Source organism: Gordonia sp. SCSIO 19800, assembly GCF_018132775.1.
Lineage (GTDB): Bacteria > Actinomycetota > Actinomycetes > Mycobacteriales > Mycobacteriaceae > Gordonia > Gordonia hongkongensis.
This window is the reverse complement of sequence record NZ_JAGRQM010000012.1, coordinates 35641-51994: the sequence shown is the minus strand read 5'-3', so window position 1 is coordinate 51994 and position 16354 is coordinate 35641. Positions and strand designations below refer to the sequence as shown.

The 16354-nt window shown below is 67.3% G+C and carries 13 protein-coding genes and 1 pseudogene; 10 read left to right on the top strand and 4 right to left on the bottom strand.

Going from position 1 to position 16354, the window contains the following annotated elements; translation table 11 throughout:
• Positions 1-156 precede the first annotated feature (156 nt).
• On the top strand, positions 157-1260 hold the full coding sequence (locus tag KB201_RS14885; RefSeq protein WP_211539573.1) for a hypothetical protein: 1104 nt from the start codon (positions 157-159) through the stop codon (positions 1258-1260).
• A 107-nt stretch (positions 1261-1367) separates the two neighbouring features.
• Positions 1368-2768, top strand: a complete 1401-nt coding sequence (locus tag KB201_RS14880; protein WP_307848076.1) for a glucose-6-phosphate dehydrogenase (NADP(+)) — start codon at positions 1368-1370, stop codon at positions 2766-2768.
• 16 nt (positions 2769-2784) lie between these two features.
• Here the strand turns inward: KB201_RS14880 and KB201_RS14875 are convergent, their stop codons facing one another.
• A complete protein-coding gene (locus tag KB201_RS14875) occupies positions 2785-4680 on the bottom strand; it encodes a glycoside hydrolase family 15 protein (protein WP_211539572.1) in 1896 nt (631 codons plus the stop codon).
• A 136-nt stretch (positions 4681-4816) separates the two neighbouring features.
• On the opposite strand from KB201_RS14875, the gene KB201_RS14870 reads away from it, so the two are divergent.
• Entirely contained in the window at positions 4817-6055 is a 1239-nt protein-coding gene (locus KB201_RS14870; protein WP_211539571.1) for a cytochrome P450, read from the top strand.
• Positions 6056-6079: 24 nt separating this feature from the next.
• On the opposite strand, the gene KB201_RS14865 is transcribed toward KB201_RS14870, so the two are convergent.
• Positions 6080-6856 carry a DUF427 domain-containing protein gene (locus KB201_RS14865; RefSeq protein ID WP_211539570.1) on the bottom strand — a complete coding sequence of 259 codons (777 nt, stop codon included), beginning with the start codon at positions 6854-6856 and terminating at the stop codon, positions 6080-6082.
• A 359-nt stretch (positions 6857-7215) separates the two neighbouring features.
• Here KB201_RS14865 and KB201_RS14860 point away from each other — a divergent pair.
• The 3 genes and pseudogenes from KB201_RS14860 to KB201_RS14850 all read left to right on the top strand — a co-directional run.
• A pseudogene (locus tag KB201_RS14860) lies at positions 7216-7758 on the top strand (DUF6328 family protein); the annotation flags it as partial.
• A 31-nt stretch (positions 7759-7789) separates the two neighbouring features.
• On the top strand, positions 7790-8686 hold the full coding sequence (locus KB201_RS14855) for an MBL fold metallo-hydrolase (protein ID WP_068970182.1): 897 nt from the start codon (positions 7790-7792) through the stop codon (positions 8684-8686).
• 89 nt (positions 8687-8775) lie between these two features.
• On the top strand, positions 8776-10203 hold the full coding sequence (locus KB201_RS14850) for a CHAD domain-containing protein (RefSeq protein WP_065631426.1): 1428 nt from the start codon (positions 8776-8778) through the stop codon (positions 10201-10203).
• A gap of 8 nt (positions 10204-10211) precedes the next feature.
• On the opposite strand, the gene KB201_RS14845 is transcribed toward KB201_RS14850, so the two are convergent.
• Together KB201_RS14845 and KB201_RS25180 are read right to left on the bottom strand one after the other, a co-directional pair.
• Positions 10212-11153, bottom strand: coding sequence for a UDP-N-acetylmuramyl-tripeptide synthetase (locus KB201_RS14845; RefSeq protein ID WP_307848075.1), 942 nt, complete (start codon positions 11151-11153; stop codon positions 10212-10214).
• Positions 11093-11578 (bottom strand): Mur ligase domain-containing protein, encoded by a 486-nt coding sequence (locus tag KB201_RS25180; protein ID WP_307848074.1) that lies wholly within the window; start codon positions 11576-11578, stop codon positions 11093-11095. The genes KB201_RS14845 and KB201_RS25180 overlap by 61 nt, the downstream gene beginning before the upstream one ends.
• 328 nt (positions 11579-11906) lie before the next feature.
• On the opposite strand from KB201_RS25180, the gene KB201_RS14840 reads away from it, so the two are divergent.
• The 4 genes from KB201_RS14840 to KB201_RS14825 all read left to right on the top strand — a co-directional run bounded on the left by KB201_RS14840 (position 11907) and on the right by KB201_RS14825 (position 16345).
• A complete protein-coding gene (locus KB201_RS14840) occupies positions 11907-12923 on the top strand; it encodes a ferritin-like domain-containing protein (protein ID WP_211539569.1) in 1017 nt (338 codons plus the stop codon).
• Between the two features lie 130 nt (positions 12924-13053).
• Complete coding sequence (locus KB201_RS14835) at positions 13054-13485, top strand: Fur family transcriptional regulator (protein WP_176455914.1); 432 nt, start codon at positions 13054-13056, stop codon at positions 13483-13485.
• Between the two features lie 53 nt (positions 13486-13538).
• On the top strand, positions 13539-15764 hold the full coding sequence (katG, locus tag KB201_RS14830; RefSeq protein ID WP_078112708.1) for a catalase/peroxidase HPI: 2226 nt from the start codon (positions 13539-13541) through the stop codon (positions 15762-15764).
• A gap of 101 nt (positions 15765-15865) precedes the next feature.
• Positions 15866-16345, top strand: coding sequence for a DUF2231 domain-containing protein (locus tag KB201_RS14825; protein ID WP_211539568.1), 480 nt, complete (start codon positions 15866-15868; stop codon positions 16343-16345).
• The last annotated feature ends 9 nt before the right edge of the window (positions 16346-16354 follow it).

Here is a 16354-nt window from a genome sequence, read left to right as displayed (position 1 = left end):
GTGACATAGACCACTTGCTCCAGGATGTCGGGCTGGCGATTCGCCGCCCTCACAGCCGTCCAGGCTCGGGACCCGACGCCACAGACTCTCCGGAACGCGACAAACCGATCCGCAGTATTGAACGACGCACAAGTCGGGCGCCTATTCTTGAGCCTGATGTCACAGCTTTCACGCGACAAGAAGAAGCGCCGCGCCCAACGTAAGCGCAAACACGACTCCGGCAGTGGCAACCACTCCAACGTGGTACCGCTTTTCGGCACAGCAAGGCGACACGTTGCTCCCGAAGCATTCAAGTCGTGGCTCCGCGATGAGGTCTTCCCCGGCGACGAGGAAGCTGTCACCCACATCGGGGCGTACGCGTTCATCGTGCTCGACGCCGTCGGGCAGACGAACCCCGGTTTCGATCCGCTCTCCTGGACTACCGACGACGTCGACACCATGGTGTCGATGCTCAACCACATCGAGTCGAACCAGCAGCAGGACGCCAAACCGCTCGCCATCGCGATCGAGACGCTGCGCCGCTACCTGGTCGAGACCGGCATGTGGCTCAGCACCGAATCCGTATCGGCCTATGCCGCCGAGCAGTTTGCCCTTGCCTCCGGGCTCGAGTTACGGACCACGACAATCGAGGAAGTCGACGAGGCCACCGAACGCGCTGCCCTCCTGGACACACAGCCCGTCCGGCGGGTCACCGAGCTGTTGGACTGGCTGGGTCCGCACCGCCCCACCACGCAGAGTCGGTGGCTCAAACCGGCCGAGGCCCGCGACCTCGCCCGCCGACTCGACATCGACTTCCCCGCTCACGTCAAGAGCATGAGCGACGTCGCGTCGTTACATCACCTGTGGGGCTTTGCCCAGGCCCTCGATATCGTCGAAGCCAATACCTCGAGCGCACGTCCCGGGCGCGCCGCCCATCTGTGGCGGGAGGAGCCCCGGATCGACGTGCTGCGGGTGGGTCTCACCGCATGGGTTCGGTCCGGCTTTCCTCGGGAATACAACCCCGACATCGACTTCTCGTCGTCCTTGATCGGCGTGGTCATTAGCGGACTCGGCGATTCACCGCTGAGTATCGCCGAGATCAACGCCTGGGTCCCCAAACTCGGACTCAGCGAGTTCCTCGTCGAGGCAATCCATCGTCGGCTCGAGTTGTACATCGAAGAAGGCTGGCTGACGCTCGAGGGCGACAGGTACGTCGTTCCCGTCGCGTTACGCCCTGCCGTGGTATCTGCGCTCCCCCTGCCAGGACCTCCGCAGGACTAGACTTGGTCGGCGGCGCAGGGATCCGCTGACGTCCACAGTGCGCGATCGGTAACGGAATCCAGCACACATCCCGCACTCTGCACATCTGTTCGCGCAATATGGATTGAGTGACCACAGACAACTCCACCGGGCCGGTGATCTTCATCCTCTTCGGGTCGACGGGCGACCTCGCCAAGCGGATGGTCCTGCCGTCGCTGTACGAACTCCACCGGCGAGACCTGCTCCCCGACGGATGGCAGCTGATCGGCAACGGACGCGGCGACCGGACCGACGACGAGTTCCGGCAGCACGTGAAGGACGCCATCGAGGAGTTCGGTCCGGACGGGTCGGTGTCATCGGACGAATGGGAAGCGTTCGCCGAGACCCTCCGCTTCGCCGGCGGCGGGTTCACCGTCGACAACCCCGGCCGTCTGCCGGAGGTGATCGACGCGGCCCGTGACGCCGTCGGCGACGGTGCTCAACTGGTCCACTATCTGGCCCTCCCACCGACCACCTTCGTCGACTACACGAAAGCCATTGCCGCGCACGATCTTGCGAAGGGATCCCGAGTCGTCTACGAGAAGCCGTTCGGAACGTCCCCCGACGGCTTCCGGACTCTCGACAAGGCAGTCCACGAATCCCTGGACGAGAAGCAGATCTACCGGATCGACCACTTCCTGGGGAAGGAGAGCACCCAGAACCTGCACGTCCTCCGTTTTGCCAACGGGTTGTTCTCGGGGGTGTGGAACCGCGAACACGTGGCAGAAGTCCAGATCGACGTCCCGGAGATTCTCGACATCGCCGACCGCGCCGCCTTCTACGACGCCACCGGCGCATTCCTGGACATGATCGTCACCCACCTGTTCCAGGTGGCGGCCGAAGTCGCGATGGAACCCCCGGTCTCGCTCGGCGCCGACGACCTGCTCGACGCGCGGGAGTCGGTCATCGCGGCGTTCCGGCCGCTGGACCCCGCCGAGGTGGTCTTCGGCCAGTACGAGGGGTACCGCGGCACCGAGGGCATCCCCGCGGACTCCACCACCGAGACATTCGCGGCCGTGCGTCTGTGGGTCGACACCGACCGCTGGCACGGCGTCCCGTTCCTGCTGCGGACCGGCAAGATGCTCGACCACAGCTCCCAGCGACTCAGCCTCGTGTTCCGCTCCCCCGCCGACGGTCCGCTGACCGATAACCCGAAGGACGGCACCGTGCTGACCTTCGATCTGGCCGGCGACGGTGCCATCGATCTGGCTGTCACCGTCAAGGAACCGGGTTCGGGCACCGACCTCTCCGTCGCCCACATGACCGAACAGCTCGACCAGGTGGCCGACGGCCTCCCGCCCTACGCCCGACTCATCGTCGACGTGCTGCGCGGCGATCGGTCGCTGTTCACCCGACCCGACGGCCTCGCGCATGTGTGGGAGGTGGCCGCACCGGTGCTGGCGAATCCGCCTGCGCCGCAACCGTATGCGGCTGGATCGACCGGCCCCGCGGCCGCCGACGACCTGTGCGGCGGGTCCGGCTGGATCTGAGCGCGGCGCTTCGCGCCTAGTCGCCAAGGCGCCGGTCGAGGTTGATGGCCGCGCTGATGAGGGCGAGGTGAGTGAACGCCTGCGGCGTGTTGCCGAGCTGTTCACCGGTCAGGCCGACCTGCTCGGCGTACAGACCGAGGTGATTGGCGTGGGTGAACATCTTCTCCAGCGCCAGACGGGCGTCGGCCAGGCGGCCGACCCGGGTGAGCGCCTCGACGTACCAGAACGAGCACAGCGAGAACGTTCCCTCGGCTCCGTCGAGGCCGTCGTGGCCACCGTCGGTGTCGTACCGGAACACCAGGGAGTCGCTCACGAGTTCCTCCTCGATCCGCTCGAGGGTGCGGACGAATCGGTCGTCGGTGGGCGACAGCAACTTCACGGCGGGGATGAGCAACAGCGCGGCGTCGAGCCGATCGGAGTCGAGCGTCTGGACGAAGGCCCCCACGTCGTCGTTCCAGCCCCGCTCCATGATCTGCAGGAAGATGTCGTCGCGGGCCTTCATCCACCCGGCGACGTCGCCCGGTAGACCGCGCTGCCGACTCATCCGGATCATCCGCTCGAGGGCCACCCACGACATCACTCGCGAGTAGACGTAGTCCTGCGGCTTGCTCCGCACCTCCCAGATGCTCTGGTCCGGACGATCCCAGTTGTCGACGAGCCATCCCGCCACCGTGCACAGATGCGTCCAGGACCCGTAGGAGATCCCCGGTCCGTACTTGTTGTACAGGTACACCGAGTCGATGAGCTCGCCGTAGATGTCCAGCTGGAGCTGGTCGGCGGCGGCGTTTCCGACCAACACCGGCGAGGTCTGCCGGTAACCCTCCCAGTGGTCGAGTTCGGTCTCCTTCGGCGGCGGATCCCCATCGACGGTGTACATCAACCGCAGCGGTCCCAGATCTCCCGCTTCATCGGCGCCGTCGTCGAACCGGCAGGTCAGCCAGTCCATGAACGCGCCCGCCTCGTCGGTGAAACCCAGCCGCAGTAGCGCGTAGAGCGTGAAGGCGGCATCGCGGATCCACACGTAGCGGTAATCCCAGTTCCGTTCGCCGCCGATCTCTTCGGGAAGCGCGGCGGTCACCGCGGACACCACCGCCCCCGACGGTTCGTGCGTGAGCAGTTTGAGCGTGAGCGCCGACCGGTGCACCATCTCCCGCCACCGGCCCGTGTAGGAGGATCGCGAGACCCAGTCCTGCCAGAATGCGACCGTCGCGGCGACGACCGCGGGAGAACTGTCGTGGTCGAGCACTTCCGACCCGATGGCGTCGGGGGCGAGGACGAACGTCACGCACTGACCGGTCTCGACGGTGAAGTGGGCCTGTGCATCCCGGTCGTCGACGGTGTCGAGATCGACCGTCGACGCGAGATGCAGCACCAGATCGTCGGTCTCGAAACGGAGTCGGCGTTGGTCCTCGACGACGACGGTGTGCGCCTGGCGCCCGTAATCGAACCGCGGCGCAACCGTCACGCGGAACTCCACGGAGCCGCGCACGCAGGAGACCCGACGGATGATCCGCGTGCGATGGTCGGGATCGTGCGGGCGCGCGATCGGCATGAGGTCCTGGACCTCGGCGACGCCGTCCTCGCTCAGGAAGCGGGTGACGAGCACGTTGGAGTCGGGGAGGTAGAACTGCCGCGTGGTGACCTCTCCGTCGATGGGTTCCACGGTCCAGGCACCGCCGCGGCGGGCGTCGAGCAACGAACCGAACACACTCGGCGAGTCGAACCGCGGACAGCAGAACCAGTCGATCCGCCCGTCGACTCCCACGACGGCCGCGGTACGCAGGTCCCCGATGACACCGTGGTCGGCGATCGGCAGATAGTCACCGGTGGCGTCGGCCGTCGTCGCGCCGTCGCATCGAGCCGTCGCAGCCGCGTCCTCGCCTGATTCGGAAGGGGTGCTCATGCCGGCCATTCGGTGCCTGCCTCATCTCGGATGGGCGACCGGGTTCCCCAATACGCCGGTCTGAAACCCGCCGATACCGGACACTCGACAGCGATCGACCCTCGACGGAAGGACAACGGTGCCGACAAGCAGCGTGGACACGAGCATGACCGACGACGCCGCCAACGTCTTCGCCGACGCCAAGGCCTACGCCGACGAGCCGCGACTGCACGCCGCGATGGCCCACCTGCGGGCACACAATCCGGTACCGCGTGTCGACCACGGCCCCTACCGGCCGTTCTTCGCGATCACCAAGCACGCCGACATCATGGACATCGAGCGCGACAACAACCTGTGGCTGAGCGAACCGCGTCCGGTGTTGACCACCGCCGCCGCCGACGATGTGGCACGTGCTCAGCTGGAGTCCGGTGCCGGACTGCGCACCCTGATCCACATGGACGACCCGCACCACCGCAAGGTCCGCGCCATCGGCGCCGACTGGTTTCGTCCGAAAGCCCTGCGCGACCTACAGACCCGCGTCGATGAGCTCGCGAAGCGCTACGTCGACAAGATGCGCGACATCGGACCCGAGTGCGACTTCGTCGAGGAGATCGCGGTCGGCTTCCCGCTGTATGTGATCCTGTCGCTGTTGGGCCTCCCCGAGGAGGACTTCCCGCGGATGCACCAGCTCACACAGGAACTGTTCGGCGCCGACGACGTCGAATACCGGCGCGGCGCAACGCTCGAGGAGCGGATGACGACGCTGCTCGACTTCTTCGCGTACTTCAGCGAACTCACCGCATCACGACGCGCCCACCCCACAGACGACCTGGCGTCCGCCATCGCCAACGGCCTCATCGACGGCGAGCCCCTGTCCGACGTCGACACCGCGTCGTACTACGTGATCGTGGCCAGCGCCGGGCACGACACCACCAAGGACGCCATCTCCGGCGGCCTGCGGGCGCTCATCGAGAACCCCGGTGAACTCGAACGACTTCGGCGCGAGCCCGAACTCGTGGGGACCGCGGTCGAGGAGATGATCCGGTGGACCACACCGGTCAAGGAGTTCATGCGCACCGCTGCCGAGGACACCTCGGTGCGAGGTGTGCCCATCGCCAAGGGCGAATCCGTCTATCTCGCCTACACGTCGGGCAATCGGGACGAGGAGGTCTTCGACGACCCGTTCACCTTCGACATCGGCCGGTTCCCCAACAAGCATCTGTCGTTCGGCTACGGCGTCCACTTCTGTCTCGGCGCCGCTCTGGCCCGGATGGAGATGCGGAGCTTCTTCGCCGAACTGATCCCGCGGCTCGACTCCATCGAACTGGCCGGGACGCCAGAACTGGCCGCAACAGTGTTCGTCGGCGGTCTCAAACACCTGCCGATCCGGTATTCACTGCGCTGACGCCGCTCTAGTTCGAGGACCCCGTCAGGTCTCGACGCTCAGGCCTACCCGCTCGTCGTAGAAGCAGATGAGGTCCCGGACGGGCTCGGCGTCGGTGAGCGGATCGGTGTAGGTCCATGCCACATCAGGGATGACCTCGTCGCCGACGACCGCCGACCAGTAGGTTGCCTCGCCCTTGTACGCGCAGACCGTGACCGTGTCCGACGGCACGAGCAGATCCGTACGGACGTCCTCGCGCGGCAGATAGTGTCGGGGCGGCAGGTGGGTTTCGAGCAGCAGGGTCGGGCGTCGGCTGTCCGCCAGGACCGATCCTCCCACCGTCACCACCACATGTCTGCCGGTGTCGAGGCAGTCGATGCGCTGGAACGGATCGTGCGGATGACCGACCGCCGTCTGTTCCTCTTCGCGCCACTCGTCGAAGCCCGACCAGTCCAGCAGGACGTGGCCGGCGAGATCGGCATCGTCCGGACGGAACGCGGCGCCGGCCAGCGTCCGTCCGCCGGCCACGAGGTCGAAGGTCGTACCGGGCGTAGTGTGCACTGCGAAGGGGTCGACCGGTGTCAGGATCGGTCCGTGGTCGTCGGCGGCGTCGACTGTCTGTGCATCGCTCAGCGGCGCAACGACATCGGAGACGGGCACCGCATAGCATCCGACGACCCGGTAGGGCTCCCAGACCTGGATGGCCCTCGTCGAGTCGACGACGACTTCTCCGTCGACCAGCGCGCGCACCCGTCGCCGCATGTCCGCCCAGCGCAGTGATCCCAGCTGGGACATCGTGAACTCATCCATCGACGTGGCCATGTGACCGATGGTCCTCCGGTCACGCCGCGCGCGCCAGGCCAGATCGGGCTTTCCGCAGTTCGCCGGTGGTGCTCGGTCAACCGTTCGGTGGGTAGCGGAGATTCGTCCACCTCAGCTCCGTGGAAGGGCAATATGCCCTTCGGCCATCGTCAGCTGGACGAGAATCTCGGAGCCGACGCCCCCCGGTAGGGACCGACGTCATGGGCGGGGACAGACCGCGCACGATCGACGTGCCCGACCGTCCGTCGTGGGCGGACATCTGGTGACGACGCCGTAAACACGCCCTAGCAGTAACCGCGTCGAGACTCCGCCGCACGGCTCGGCGAGACCAACCGGTGCGACGATGAGCAGATGACCAGCCGTCGGACACCCACCGCACCGGACCCGGCGCCGACGACGCCGCGTGGAATCACGCCCAACGCGACGAGACGGAAACCCAACGGCTGGATCGCAATTGGAATTCGCTCCTGCAGGAGCTCCGGGTCGTCCAGACCGGCGTGCAGATCCTGACCGGGTTCCTGCTGACCCTGCCCTTCCATGACGGTTTCGAAGAGCTCGGCGGCACGTTGCGAGTGATCTACCTGATCACGGTGTCGTGTGCCGTGGGCGCCGCGATCTCCCTGGCGGCGCCCGTGGCGCTGCACCGGGCCATGTTCCGTCAGCACCAGCTCGCACTGATCGTCACCTACGCGCACTACCTGTCTTTCGCCGGCCTCACCCTGCTCGGCCTGGCGCTGTCCGGTGCGATCACCGTCGTCTACGGAGCGACCGCCGGGCCGATTCCGTCGGCGGTCGCGCGCATCGTCACCCTCATGGCGTTCTCCCTTGCGTGGCTGATCGTGCCGCTGTGGATCCGCGCGGTGACCGGCGCACGGGAGTCCGTCGACGAACCCTGCCGTTGACAGCATTCCCCCGCCGCGGTACGCAGACGACGTGACCCTCGCGCCGAGTTTCATCGAAGAACACTTCGACCAGGTGACCGTGCTCGCGTCGGCGCATGGCGGTGCGTTTCCTTACGGCAACACGGTCGTGGTCCGCGGCTCCGCCGGGACCCTGGTGGTCGATCCCTCCCTCGAGGTCGACCACGACCCGGTGCAACCCGACGCGGTGATGATCAGTCACGCACACGAGGACCACATCGCTGGCCTCCGGTACTTCTCCGCGGACAAGTTCGCCCATCACGCCGACGTCGATGGCGTGCGATCCCTGCAGGTCCTTCTCGACAACTACGGACTGACCGACGAGGAGAGGGCCGGCGTCGACGCCCAGATCGGCGACACCTTCCGGTTGACGTCCGGCTTCCCCGAGGCCGCCGGGGTCGAGGACGGACACGCCTTCGAACTCGGCGGGGTCACCGCGACCGTCGTCCACCTGCCCGGGCACACCGCCGGGCATTCCGGCATCCTCGTCGAACCCACGGGCTTTCTCTATCTCGCCGACATCGACCTCACCTCGTTCGGACCGATGTACGGCGACCTGGGGAGCAGCGTAGACGACTATCTCGCGTCGATTGCGCGAGTACGCGACATCGATGCCCGCTGGTACGGCACCTTCCATCAGAAGGGCGTGGTCACCGGCGCCGACGAATTCCGATCACGTCTCGCCGACTACGAGGCCGTCATCCATCGACGCGAGGAACGCCTGCTGGAGTTGCTGCGCCGCCCACTCACGGTCGAGGGGATCGCCACCGAGCGGCTGGTGTATCGCCCGCATGTCCAGCTGCCCTTCGTCGACGCGGTGGAGAAACGGACAGCCGAACTCCACCTCGAACGGCTCGTGCGCCACGGCCAGGTCACGCGTTCCGAGGACGGCGTCTACCACCGCTCGTAGGGCGGTCGTCCCGCTCCGCGACGTTTACCGAATGTCCGGTTCGGACACCCTCGGTGTGTCAGCGACACAGCGAGAGTGAGGAGCGAGTAGTGCACACCGACACCACCCGCGCAGACACCTGGGATTTCGGTCTGGACAGCGCCATCCCCGACCTCGGAGACCCCGGCGACGTCGAGATCACGTCGACGGATTTCAGCGACACGTACTACGACACCGAGGACCGGGACCTCCTCGCGCACGGCACCACGGTCGTCTACGTCGACGGGGACGAGCGTCCGGCCGGCTGGCGGGTCGTCACCCCCTCCCCCGCTGAGGCCATCACCGAACGAATCGACGCCCCCTCGACGGCCGTCCCGCCGACGATTGCCGATGCCCTCTGGGGGCTGAGCGGCGGCAAACCGCTTCGCGTCGCGGCGATCGTCCACACGCACCGAACCCGCCACCGCCATCTCGACGCGAACGGTGAGACCGACTACGAGGTGATCGACGACACCGTCTCCGCCACCGCCACCGGCCCGGTCGCCACCGCCACGTCCTGGCGCGAGGTCGCGGTGCGCTCCGCGTCGAAGGATGCGGTGCCCAAGGGTGTACGCAAACGGATGGTCGGGGCCGGCGCGCGTCCGGCGTCGGCGTCGTCGACGTACGAGCGCGCCATCGGTCACGAGGCACCGCACCGAGCCGGATCGGCGTCGCCGGCCGCTGCCGCCGCACTGGACTACGTCCACGAGCAGATCGCGACCATCTTCGCCGGCGATGTCGCGCTGCGTCGCGGTGAGAACCCGGTGCACGGCGTTCGCGTCGCCATCCGCCGTCTCCGGAGCACGCTGCGGACCGCGGCACCGCTGTTCGAGCCGAGCGGCCTCGTGAGACTCGACGACGAACTGCGGTGGTTCGCAGGGGTTCTCGGCGAGGTGCGCGACCGGGAGGTCCTGCGCGCACGATTCGCCACCGCCCTCGCCGAACTGCCCGACGAGCTCGTGCTCGGACCGGTTGCGGCGCGGATCGAGGAGGAACTCTCCGCTCAGCAGCACCACCATCGCGAGAACGTCGCCGCCGAGATGACATCGGACCGGTATCGCCGGCTGCTGTCGACCCTCACGACCTGGAACGAGGCAGTCCCGCTCGTCGATGACCAGATCTCGAAGAAGCAGGTCCGTCAGATCGCCACCCGCGCGGCGCGCAAGGCGGACAAGCGGTTGAAGCAAGCCCTCGCCTCCGGGCACGAGGAGGATCTGCATCGGGCGCGCAAGGCGGCCAAGCGCGCCCGTTACGCCGGTGAGCTGGCCACGCCCGTCGTCGGGTCGATCGGTCGTGCGCAGGCCAAGCGCTACAAGAAGATCCAGACCGTCCTGGGGGAACACCAGGATGCCGCCGTTGCCGCCCGCGCCCTGCGGGAACTGGGCGCCGCCGCGGGAATCCGCAAGGGAGAGAACGGTTTCACCTACGGCATCCTGTATCAGCGCGAGCTCCACGCGGCCGCCGCGGCCCGCGACGCCGTTCTGTCCGGAAAGAAGTGATCGCCCGTTCAGCTCGACGTGTCGAGGATCGCGCGCCGTAACTCGGTGTGATCGTCGAAGAACGACGTCTCGGTCCCGTACCTGCGGAAGGTGTCGCTGCCCCGGCCGGTGACCACGACCACGTCGCGGTCACCGGCCATGGACGTGGCCGTCGAGAATGCGCTCCGCCGGTCGGGTTCCTCGATGACGACCGCCGACGCCTCCCGGTGCGCGCCGCGCAGCACACTGGCCCTGATCTCGCCGGAGTCCTCGTCCTCGGGGCTCTCGTCGGTGACGATCACGACGTCCGCGTAACGCGCCGCGACCTGTCCCAGTGGTTCTCGTTTCCCTGGATCGCGTCCGCCGGTTGCCCCGACCACGGCGATGAGCCGACCGTCCTCCGTCAACGACCTCAGGTAGGGGAACATCGCGTGTTGTCCCGCCGTGTTGTGCATGTAGTCCACGATCGCGCGATACGGCTGTCCGGCATGCACGGGTTCGCACCGTCCGGCGATGCCGGTCACCGAGGAGACGCCCTCGGCCGCAGCGGCGAGGTCGACGCCGTCTGCCACCACGGCGGTGAGCGCCAGTAGAGCGTTGCCGACCTGGTGAGGCCCCAACACCTGCAGCCCGACCCGGGATCGCCCGTGTGGCGTGTGGACGGTGAACTCGGCGCCGAGACGCCCGGCCCGGATATCGGTGGCGACGACGTCGGCGTCCGTGCGTCGAGTCGAGCACGTCCAGGTCTCCGTCGTGGTCCCGGCAGCCAGACGCACACCCCAGTGGTCGTCGATGTCGACCACCGCGATCTGCGTCCGCTCCGGTGTGAACATCGCGGCCTTGGTCGCGAAGTAGCCCTCCATCGACTCGTGATAGTCGAGATGGTCGTCGGACAGGTTGGTGAACGCCATCACGCGGAATGCGGTGCCGTCGACCCTTCCCTGATCGATCGCATGCGAGGAGACCTCCATCGCGCAGCAGGTGACGCCGTGGCGTCGGAAGGTCGCCAGGGTCCGCTCGCCGCGAGGGCCGCATCGACGAAGTGGGTCGTGCTGGTCTTGCCGTTCGTGCCGGTGACACCGAAGATCCGCAGATCACGTGACGGTTCACCGTGGAACCACGAGGTCAGCGGCCCCATGATGCGGCGAGGTTCGTCGACGACCAGAGAAGGCAGGACCGACGACGGGCGGTCGCTGATCACGAGGACGGCACCGGCCGCGGCCACGTCCCGCTCGCAGTCGAGTCCGTGCCAGCGGCGGCCCGGGATGGCCAGGTACGCGTCTCCGGGACGGATCGTCCGGGAATCGTCGTCGATGTCGCGGACCACCGTCGACCCGGCTGTGAGGTCGCCGAGGATGGCGGTGTCGAGGTGGTCGGCGATCTGCGCGACCGTCACTCCGGATCCCAGGTCGGGGTCCGCCTGGCGAACACTCCGCTCCGGGTGCATCGCCGCGAGGTACCCGTGACGAGGGCGAAACCAAACCTCGACGTACGGTCTGGCCGGCCCGACGCAGGCCCGCTACCACACAAATCTCGGCAAACGGTCATAGCGCACGCCCTCGTTGACCGTTGTGACGCGCCTCACAATTCGTAGAACCCGCTGTGGCTCAACGTGTTCGAGTCGGCGCGCCGGGTTGATTCACACCGGGGTGTTACATCTGCCCTCGTCGTGGCAACACTCGGGTGTAACCGATCCAACCCGTTCAAGAGGGGAGCAAGATCCGATGACCGTTTCCACCACCACCGTTCACCAGCAACTTCGCGCGATCCTCGCGTTGACGCACACCGAGATCCAGATCGCCGAGACCCGGCAGGCCCAGGCCCGAACCGATGCGATCCGCAAGGAACTGGCCCGGAACGCCGAGAACGCCCGCGAGCGCGCACTCACCATCGAGACCGCCCTGCGTGACCGCGGCGGACTCGTCGATGTCGTCCGGCCGGTACTCGGCCGTGTCGGTGCCGTCGCCAAGACGTTGGCCGAGCAGACCCAACCGCTCGACGAGGCCCTGCTCGACGACCTCGCACTCGAGCAGCGGCTCGTGGCACGCGCCACGTACCTGAAGGCACTGGCCACCGGTCAGGATGACCAATCACTCGTCGGCCTGGCCGACAAGCTCATCGACGCCCACACGGCGACCGTCCACTGGCTCACGACGGTTCTCGCCGAAGAGGCTCTCGGCGGCCCGGCCGCCCTGCGTCGCGGCCCGTCGCAGTGGGCGAGCGGCCTCGCCGCGCGCGCCTTGACCGCCCCGGCGCTCGGCGCATCGTGGGCGATCGACCGCACCGCCGAGTTCGCCCGCCAGCTCCCCGACCCCGTGGAGACCTTGCGCAGCCGGTTCGGACGAGCAGTCGACGACGCGACCGAGACCGCCTCGCGAGCCGGTGACGCCGTCAGCAACGCCGGTGCCGCGGTCTCGAAGACCGTGGCTGCCGGCCGTGACGCCGCCCTCGAGGCAGTCGAGGACAGTGCCCGCGACAGCGGTGCCGAGGGTGCCGCCGACGCGCTCCACCAGCTCCGCGAGATCACCGGAACCGTTGAGGCAGAAGACCTCCCGATCGAGGGCTACGTCGATCTCAACGTCACCGACGCGGTGGCCGCGGTCAAGGAGTTGACCAAGCCGGCCGACCTGCGGGTCACCCTCGCCTACGAGGAAGCACACAAGAACCGCCAACGCGTGGTCTCGGCGATCGAGATCCGATTCGCCGAACTCGCGAAGGACCTGGTCGGCATCGACAGCTGATCGCTCCGCACCGACCCGACGGCCGCCATCCATCTGATGGCGGCCGTCGTCGCGTGCGGACCGGAAAGGAATTTGGATCAGATCCAGAAAAACCGTGCGCGGTCGCGACGACGCCCCTATGGTGGGTCACGTGGCATCGACATCGGACTATGCCCAGCAACTCCGGGCCGCAGATCTTCGTGTCACCCAGCCGCGGGTGACGGTGATGCATGCCGTCGACGATCACCCACACGCCGACACGGACACGATCTACCACGCGGTGCGCGAGACCCTCCCCAAGGTCTCGCGTCAGGCCGTCTACGATGTGCTGCACGCCCTGACCGAGCGCGGTCTCATCCGCCGAATCCAACCGTCGGGTTCGGTGTCGCGCTACGAGTTTCGTACCGGAGACAATCACCATCACGTCGTCTGCCGCGCCTGTGGCGCGATCGCCGACGTGGATTGCGCAGTCGGGGAAGCCCCATGCCTGACCCCATCCGAGGACCACGGTTTCACGCTCGACGAGGCCGAGGTCATCTTCTGGGGACTTTGCCCCGAGTGCGTCAGCACGGCCCCGACCTGATCGCACCCTGTGATCAGTCAGCCCATCAGCAGTTCCCCCTCGAAAGGAATGTCGTGACCTCCGACAGCCGCCCGCCCAATTCCGACGAGCAGACCCGTAGCAACAGCGAGAGCGAGAACCCGGTCATCTCGTCGCCGGAGCCGAAAGCTCATGCGCCGCTGACCAACAAGGACTGGTGGCCCGAGCAGATCGATCTCTCGATCCTGCACGCACACTCCTCGCTCTCCAACCCGCTCGGTGAGGACTTCGACTACGCAACGGAATTCGAGAAGCTCGACGTCGAGGCCCTGAAGGCCGACCTGGTCTCGCTGATGACGACGTCGCAGGACTGGTGGCCCGCCGACTACGGCCACTACGGTGGCCTGTTCATCCGTATGAGCTGGCACGCCGCCGGTACCTACCGCATCTTCGACGGCCGCGGTGGCGGCGGTCAGGGCGCTCAGCGGTTCGCCCCGCTGAACAGCTGGCCGGACAACGCCAACCTGGACAAGGCCCGTCGTCTGCTCTGGCCCATCAAGCAGAAGTACGGCACCAAGCTGTCCTGGGCCGACCTGCTGGTGTTCGCGGGCAACGTCGCACTGGAGTCCATGGGCTTCAAGACCTTCGGCTTCGGCTTCGGCCGCGAGGACATCTGGGAGCCCGAGGAGGTGTTCTGGGGCCCGGAGGATGCCTGGCTCGGCACCGACAAGCGCTACTCCGGCGAACGTGAGCTCGCCCAGCCCCTCGGCGCCACCACGATGGGTCTCATCTACGTCAATCCCGAAGGCCCCGAGGGCAAGCCGGACCCGATCGCCGCCGCCGAGGACATCCGCGAGACCTTCGGTCGCATGGCGATGAACGACGAGGAGACGGCCGCACTCATCATCGGCGGCCACAGCTTCGGCAAGACCCACGGCGCCGGCGACGCCGACCTGATCGGGCCCGAGCCCGAGGGCGCCCCGATCGAGCAGCAGGGGCTGGGCTGGAAGTCGGGTTACGGCAAGGGCAAGGCCGAGGACACGATCACCAGTGGTCTCGAGGTCGTCTGGACGTCCACCCCGACCCAGTGGGGCAACGGGTTCCTCCAGAACCTCTACGGTTACGAGTGGGAGCTCACCAAGAGCCCTGCCGGCGCCTGGCAGTACGTCGCGAAAGACGGTGCGGGAGCGGGCACGATCCCCGATCCGTTCGGCGGTCCCGGTCGCGCCCCCACGATGCTGGTGACCGACGTCGCGCTGCGTGAGTCGCCGATCTACGCCGACATCACCCGTCGGTGGCTCGACCATCCCGAGGAGCTCGCCGAGGCCTTCGCCAAGGCGTGGTACAAGCTGCTGCACCGCGACATGGGTCCGGTCAGCCGCTACCTCGGCCCGTGGGTTCCCGAGCCGCAGATCTGGCAGGACCCGGTGCCCGCGGTCGATCACGAACTGATCGACGCCGACGACATTGCCTCTCTCAAGGGCACGTTGCTCGACGCGCTGTCCCCGACGCAGCTCATCAAGACCGCGTGGGCGTCGGCGGCCAGCTTCCGCAGCACCGACAAGCGGGGCGGTGCCAATGGCGCGCGCATCCGTCTCGAGCCGCAGAAGAACTGGGAGATCAACGAGCCCGGTGAACTCGCCAAGGTGCTGCCGGTACTCGAGCAGGTCCAGAAGGACTTCAACGACTCGGCATCGGGCGGCAAGAAGGTCTCGCTCGCCGACATCATCATCCTCGGCGGTGCGGCGGCGATCGAGAAGGCCGCCGAGGCAGCCGGTTTCCCGGTCACCGTGCCGTTCACCCCCGGCCGTACGGACGCCTCGCAGGAGAGCACCGACGTCGACTCGTTCGAGGTCCTCGAACCGCGCGCCGACGGGTTCCGCAACTTCAGCAAGGACGGCGAGAAGACTCCGCTGGAGTCGCTGCTCCTCGACCGTGCCTACATGCTGGACCTCACCGCGCCGGAGCTGACCGTCCTCGTCGGTGGTCTCCGCGTGCTCGACACCAATTACGGTGGCAGCAAGCACGGCGTGTTCACCGACCGGCCCGGCGTCCTGTCGACGGACTTCTTCCGCAACATCATCGACATGAACACCGAGTGGAAGAGCGGTTCCGACGAGAACGTCTACGAGGGAACCGACCGCGCCACCGGCGAGAAGAAGTGGACGGCAACGGCTGCCGACCTCGTGTTCGGCTCGCACTCGCAGCTGCGCGCACTCTCCGAGGTCTACGCGCAGGACGACTCGGCGGAGCGCTTCGTCAACGACTTCGTCAAGGCGTGGGTGAAGGTCTCGAACAACGATCGGTTCGATCTGGCCTGATCAGCCACGGCCGTCACGACACAGAACACCCCGCGGGCCCGTTGCCCGCGGGGTGTTCCGCATTCAGCAGCCCTTCAACTCGGCCGAGCTAGGTTCACGGTGTGGACACCATCAACGGGCTCCCCCTTCACCCACTCCTCGTGCACCTGGTCGTGGTCCTCGTTCCCCTGACCGCACTGATAGCGATCGCAGGTGTGGTGTGGCCGGCCGCGCGTCGTCGGCTCGGCATCCTCACCCCGCTCGTCGCGCTGGGCACCCTCGTCGCGGTCCCGCTGACCACCTCCGCGGGCGAATCGCTGGAGGAACAGGTGCCCGCGAGTGCGGCGGTCGAACGTCATGCAGGCCTCGGTGACCAGCTGATCTACTGGGTCGGACCTCTCTTCGCCCTGACCGTGCTGTGGTGGGCTGTGCACGACGACCGGTTGCTCACCGCCGTCCGCACGAGGGTGTCCAGAACGACGATCCCGACGAGCCGACCCGTCGCCATCGCTCTCGGCGCGCTGCTCGTCGTCGTGGGCGTGGTGTCGGTGATCATGGTGTACCGCATCGGCGAGAGCGGGGCACGCGCCGTCTGGACATGAGACGCGCGG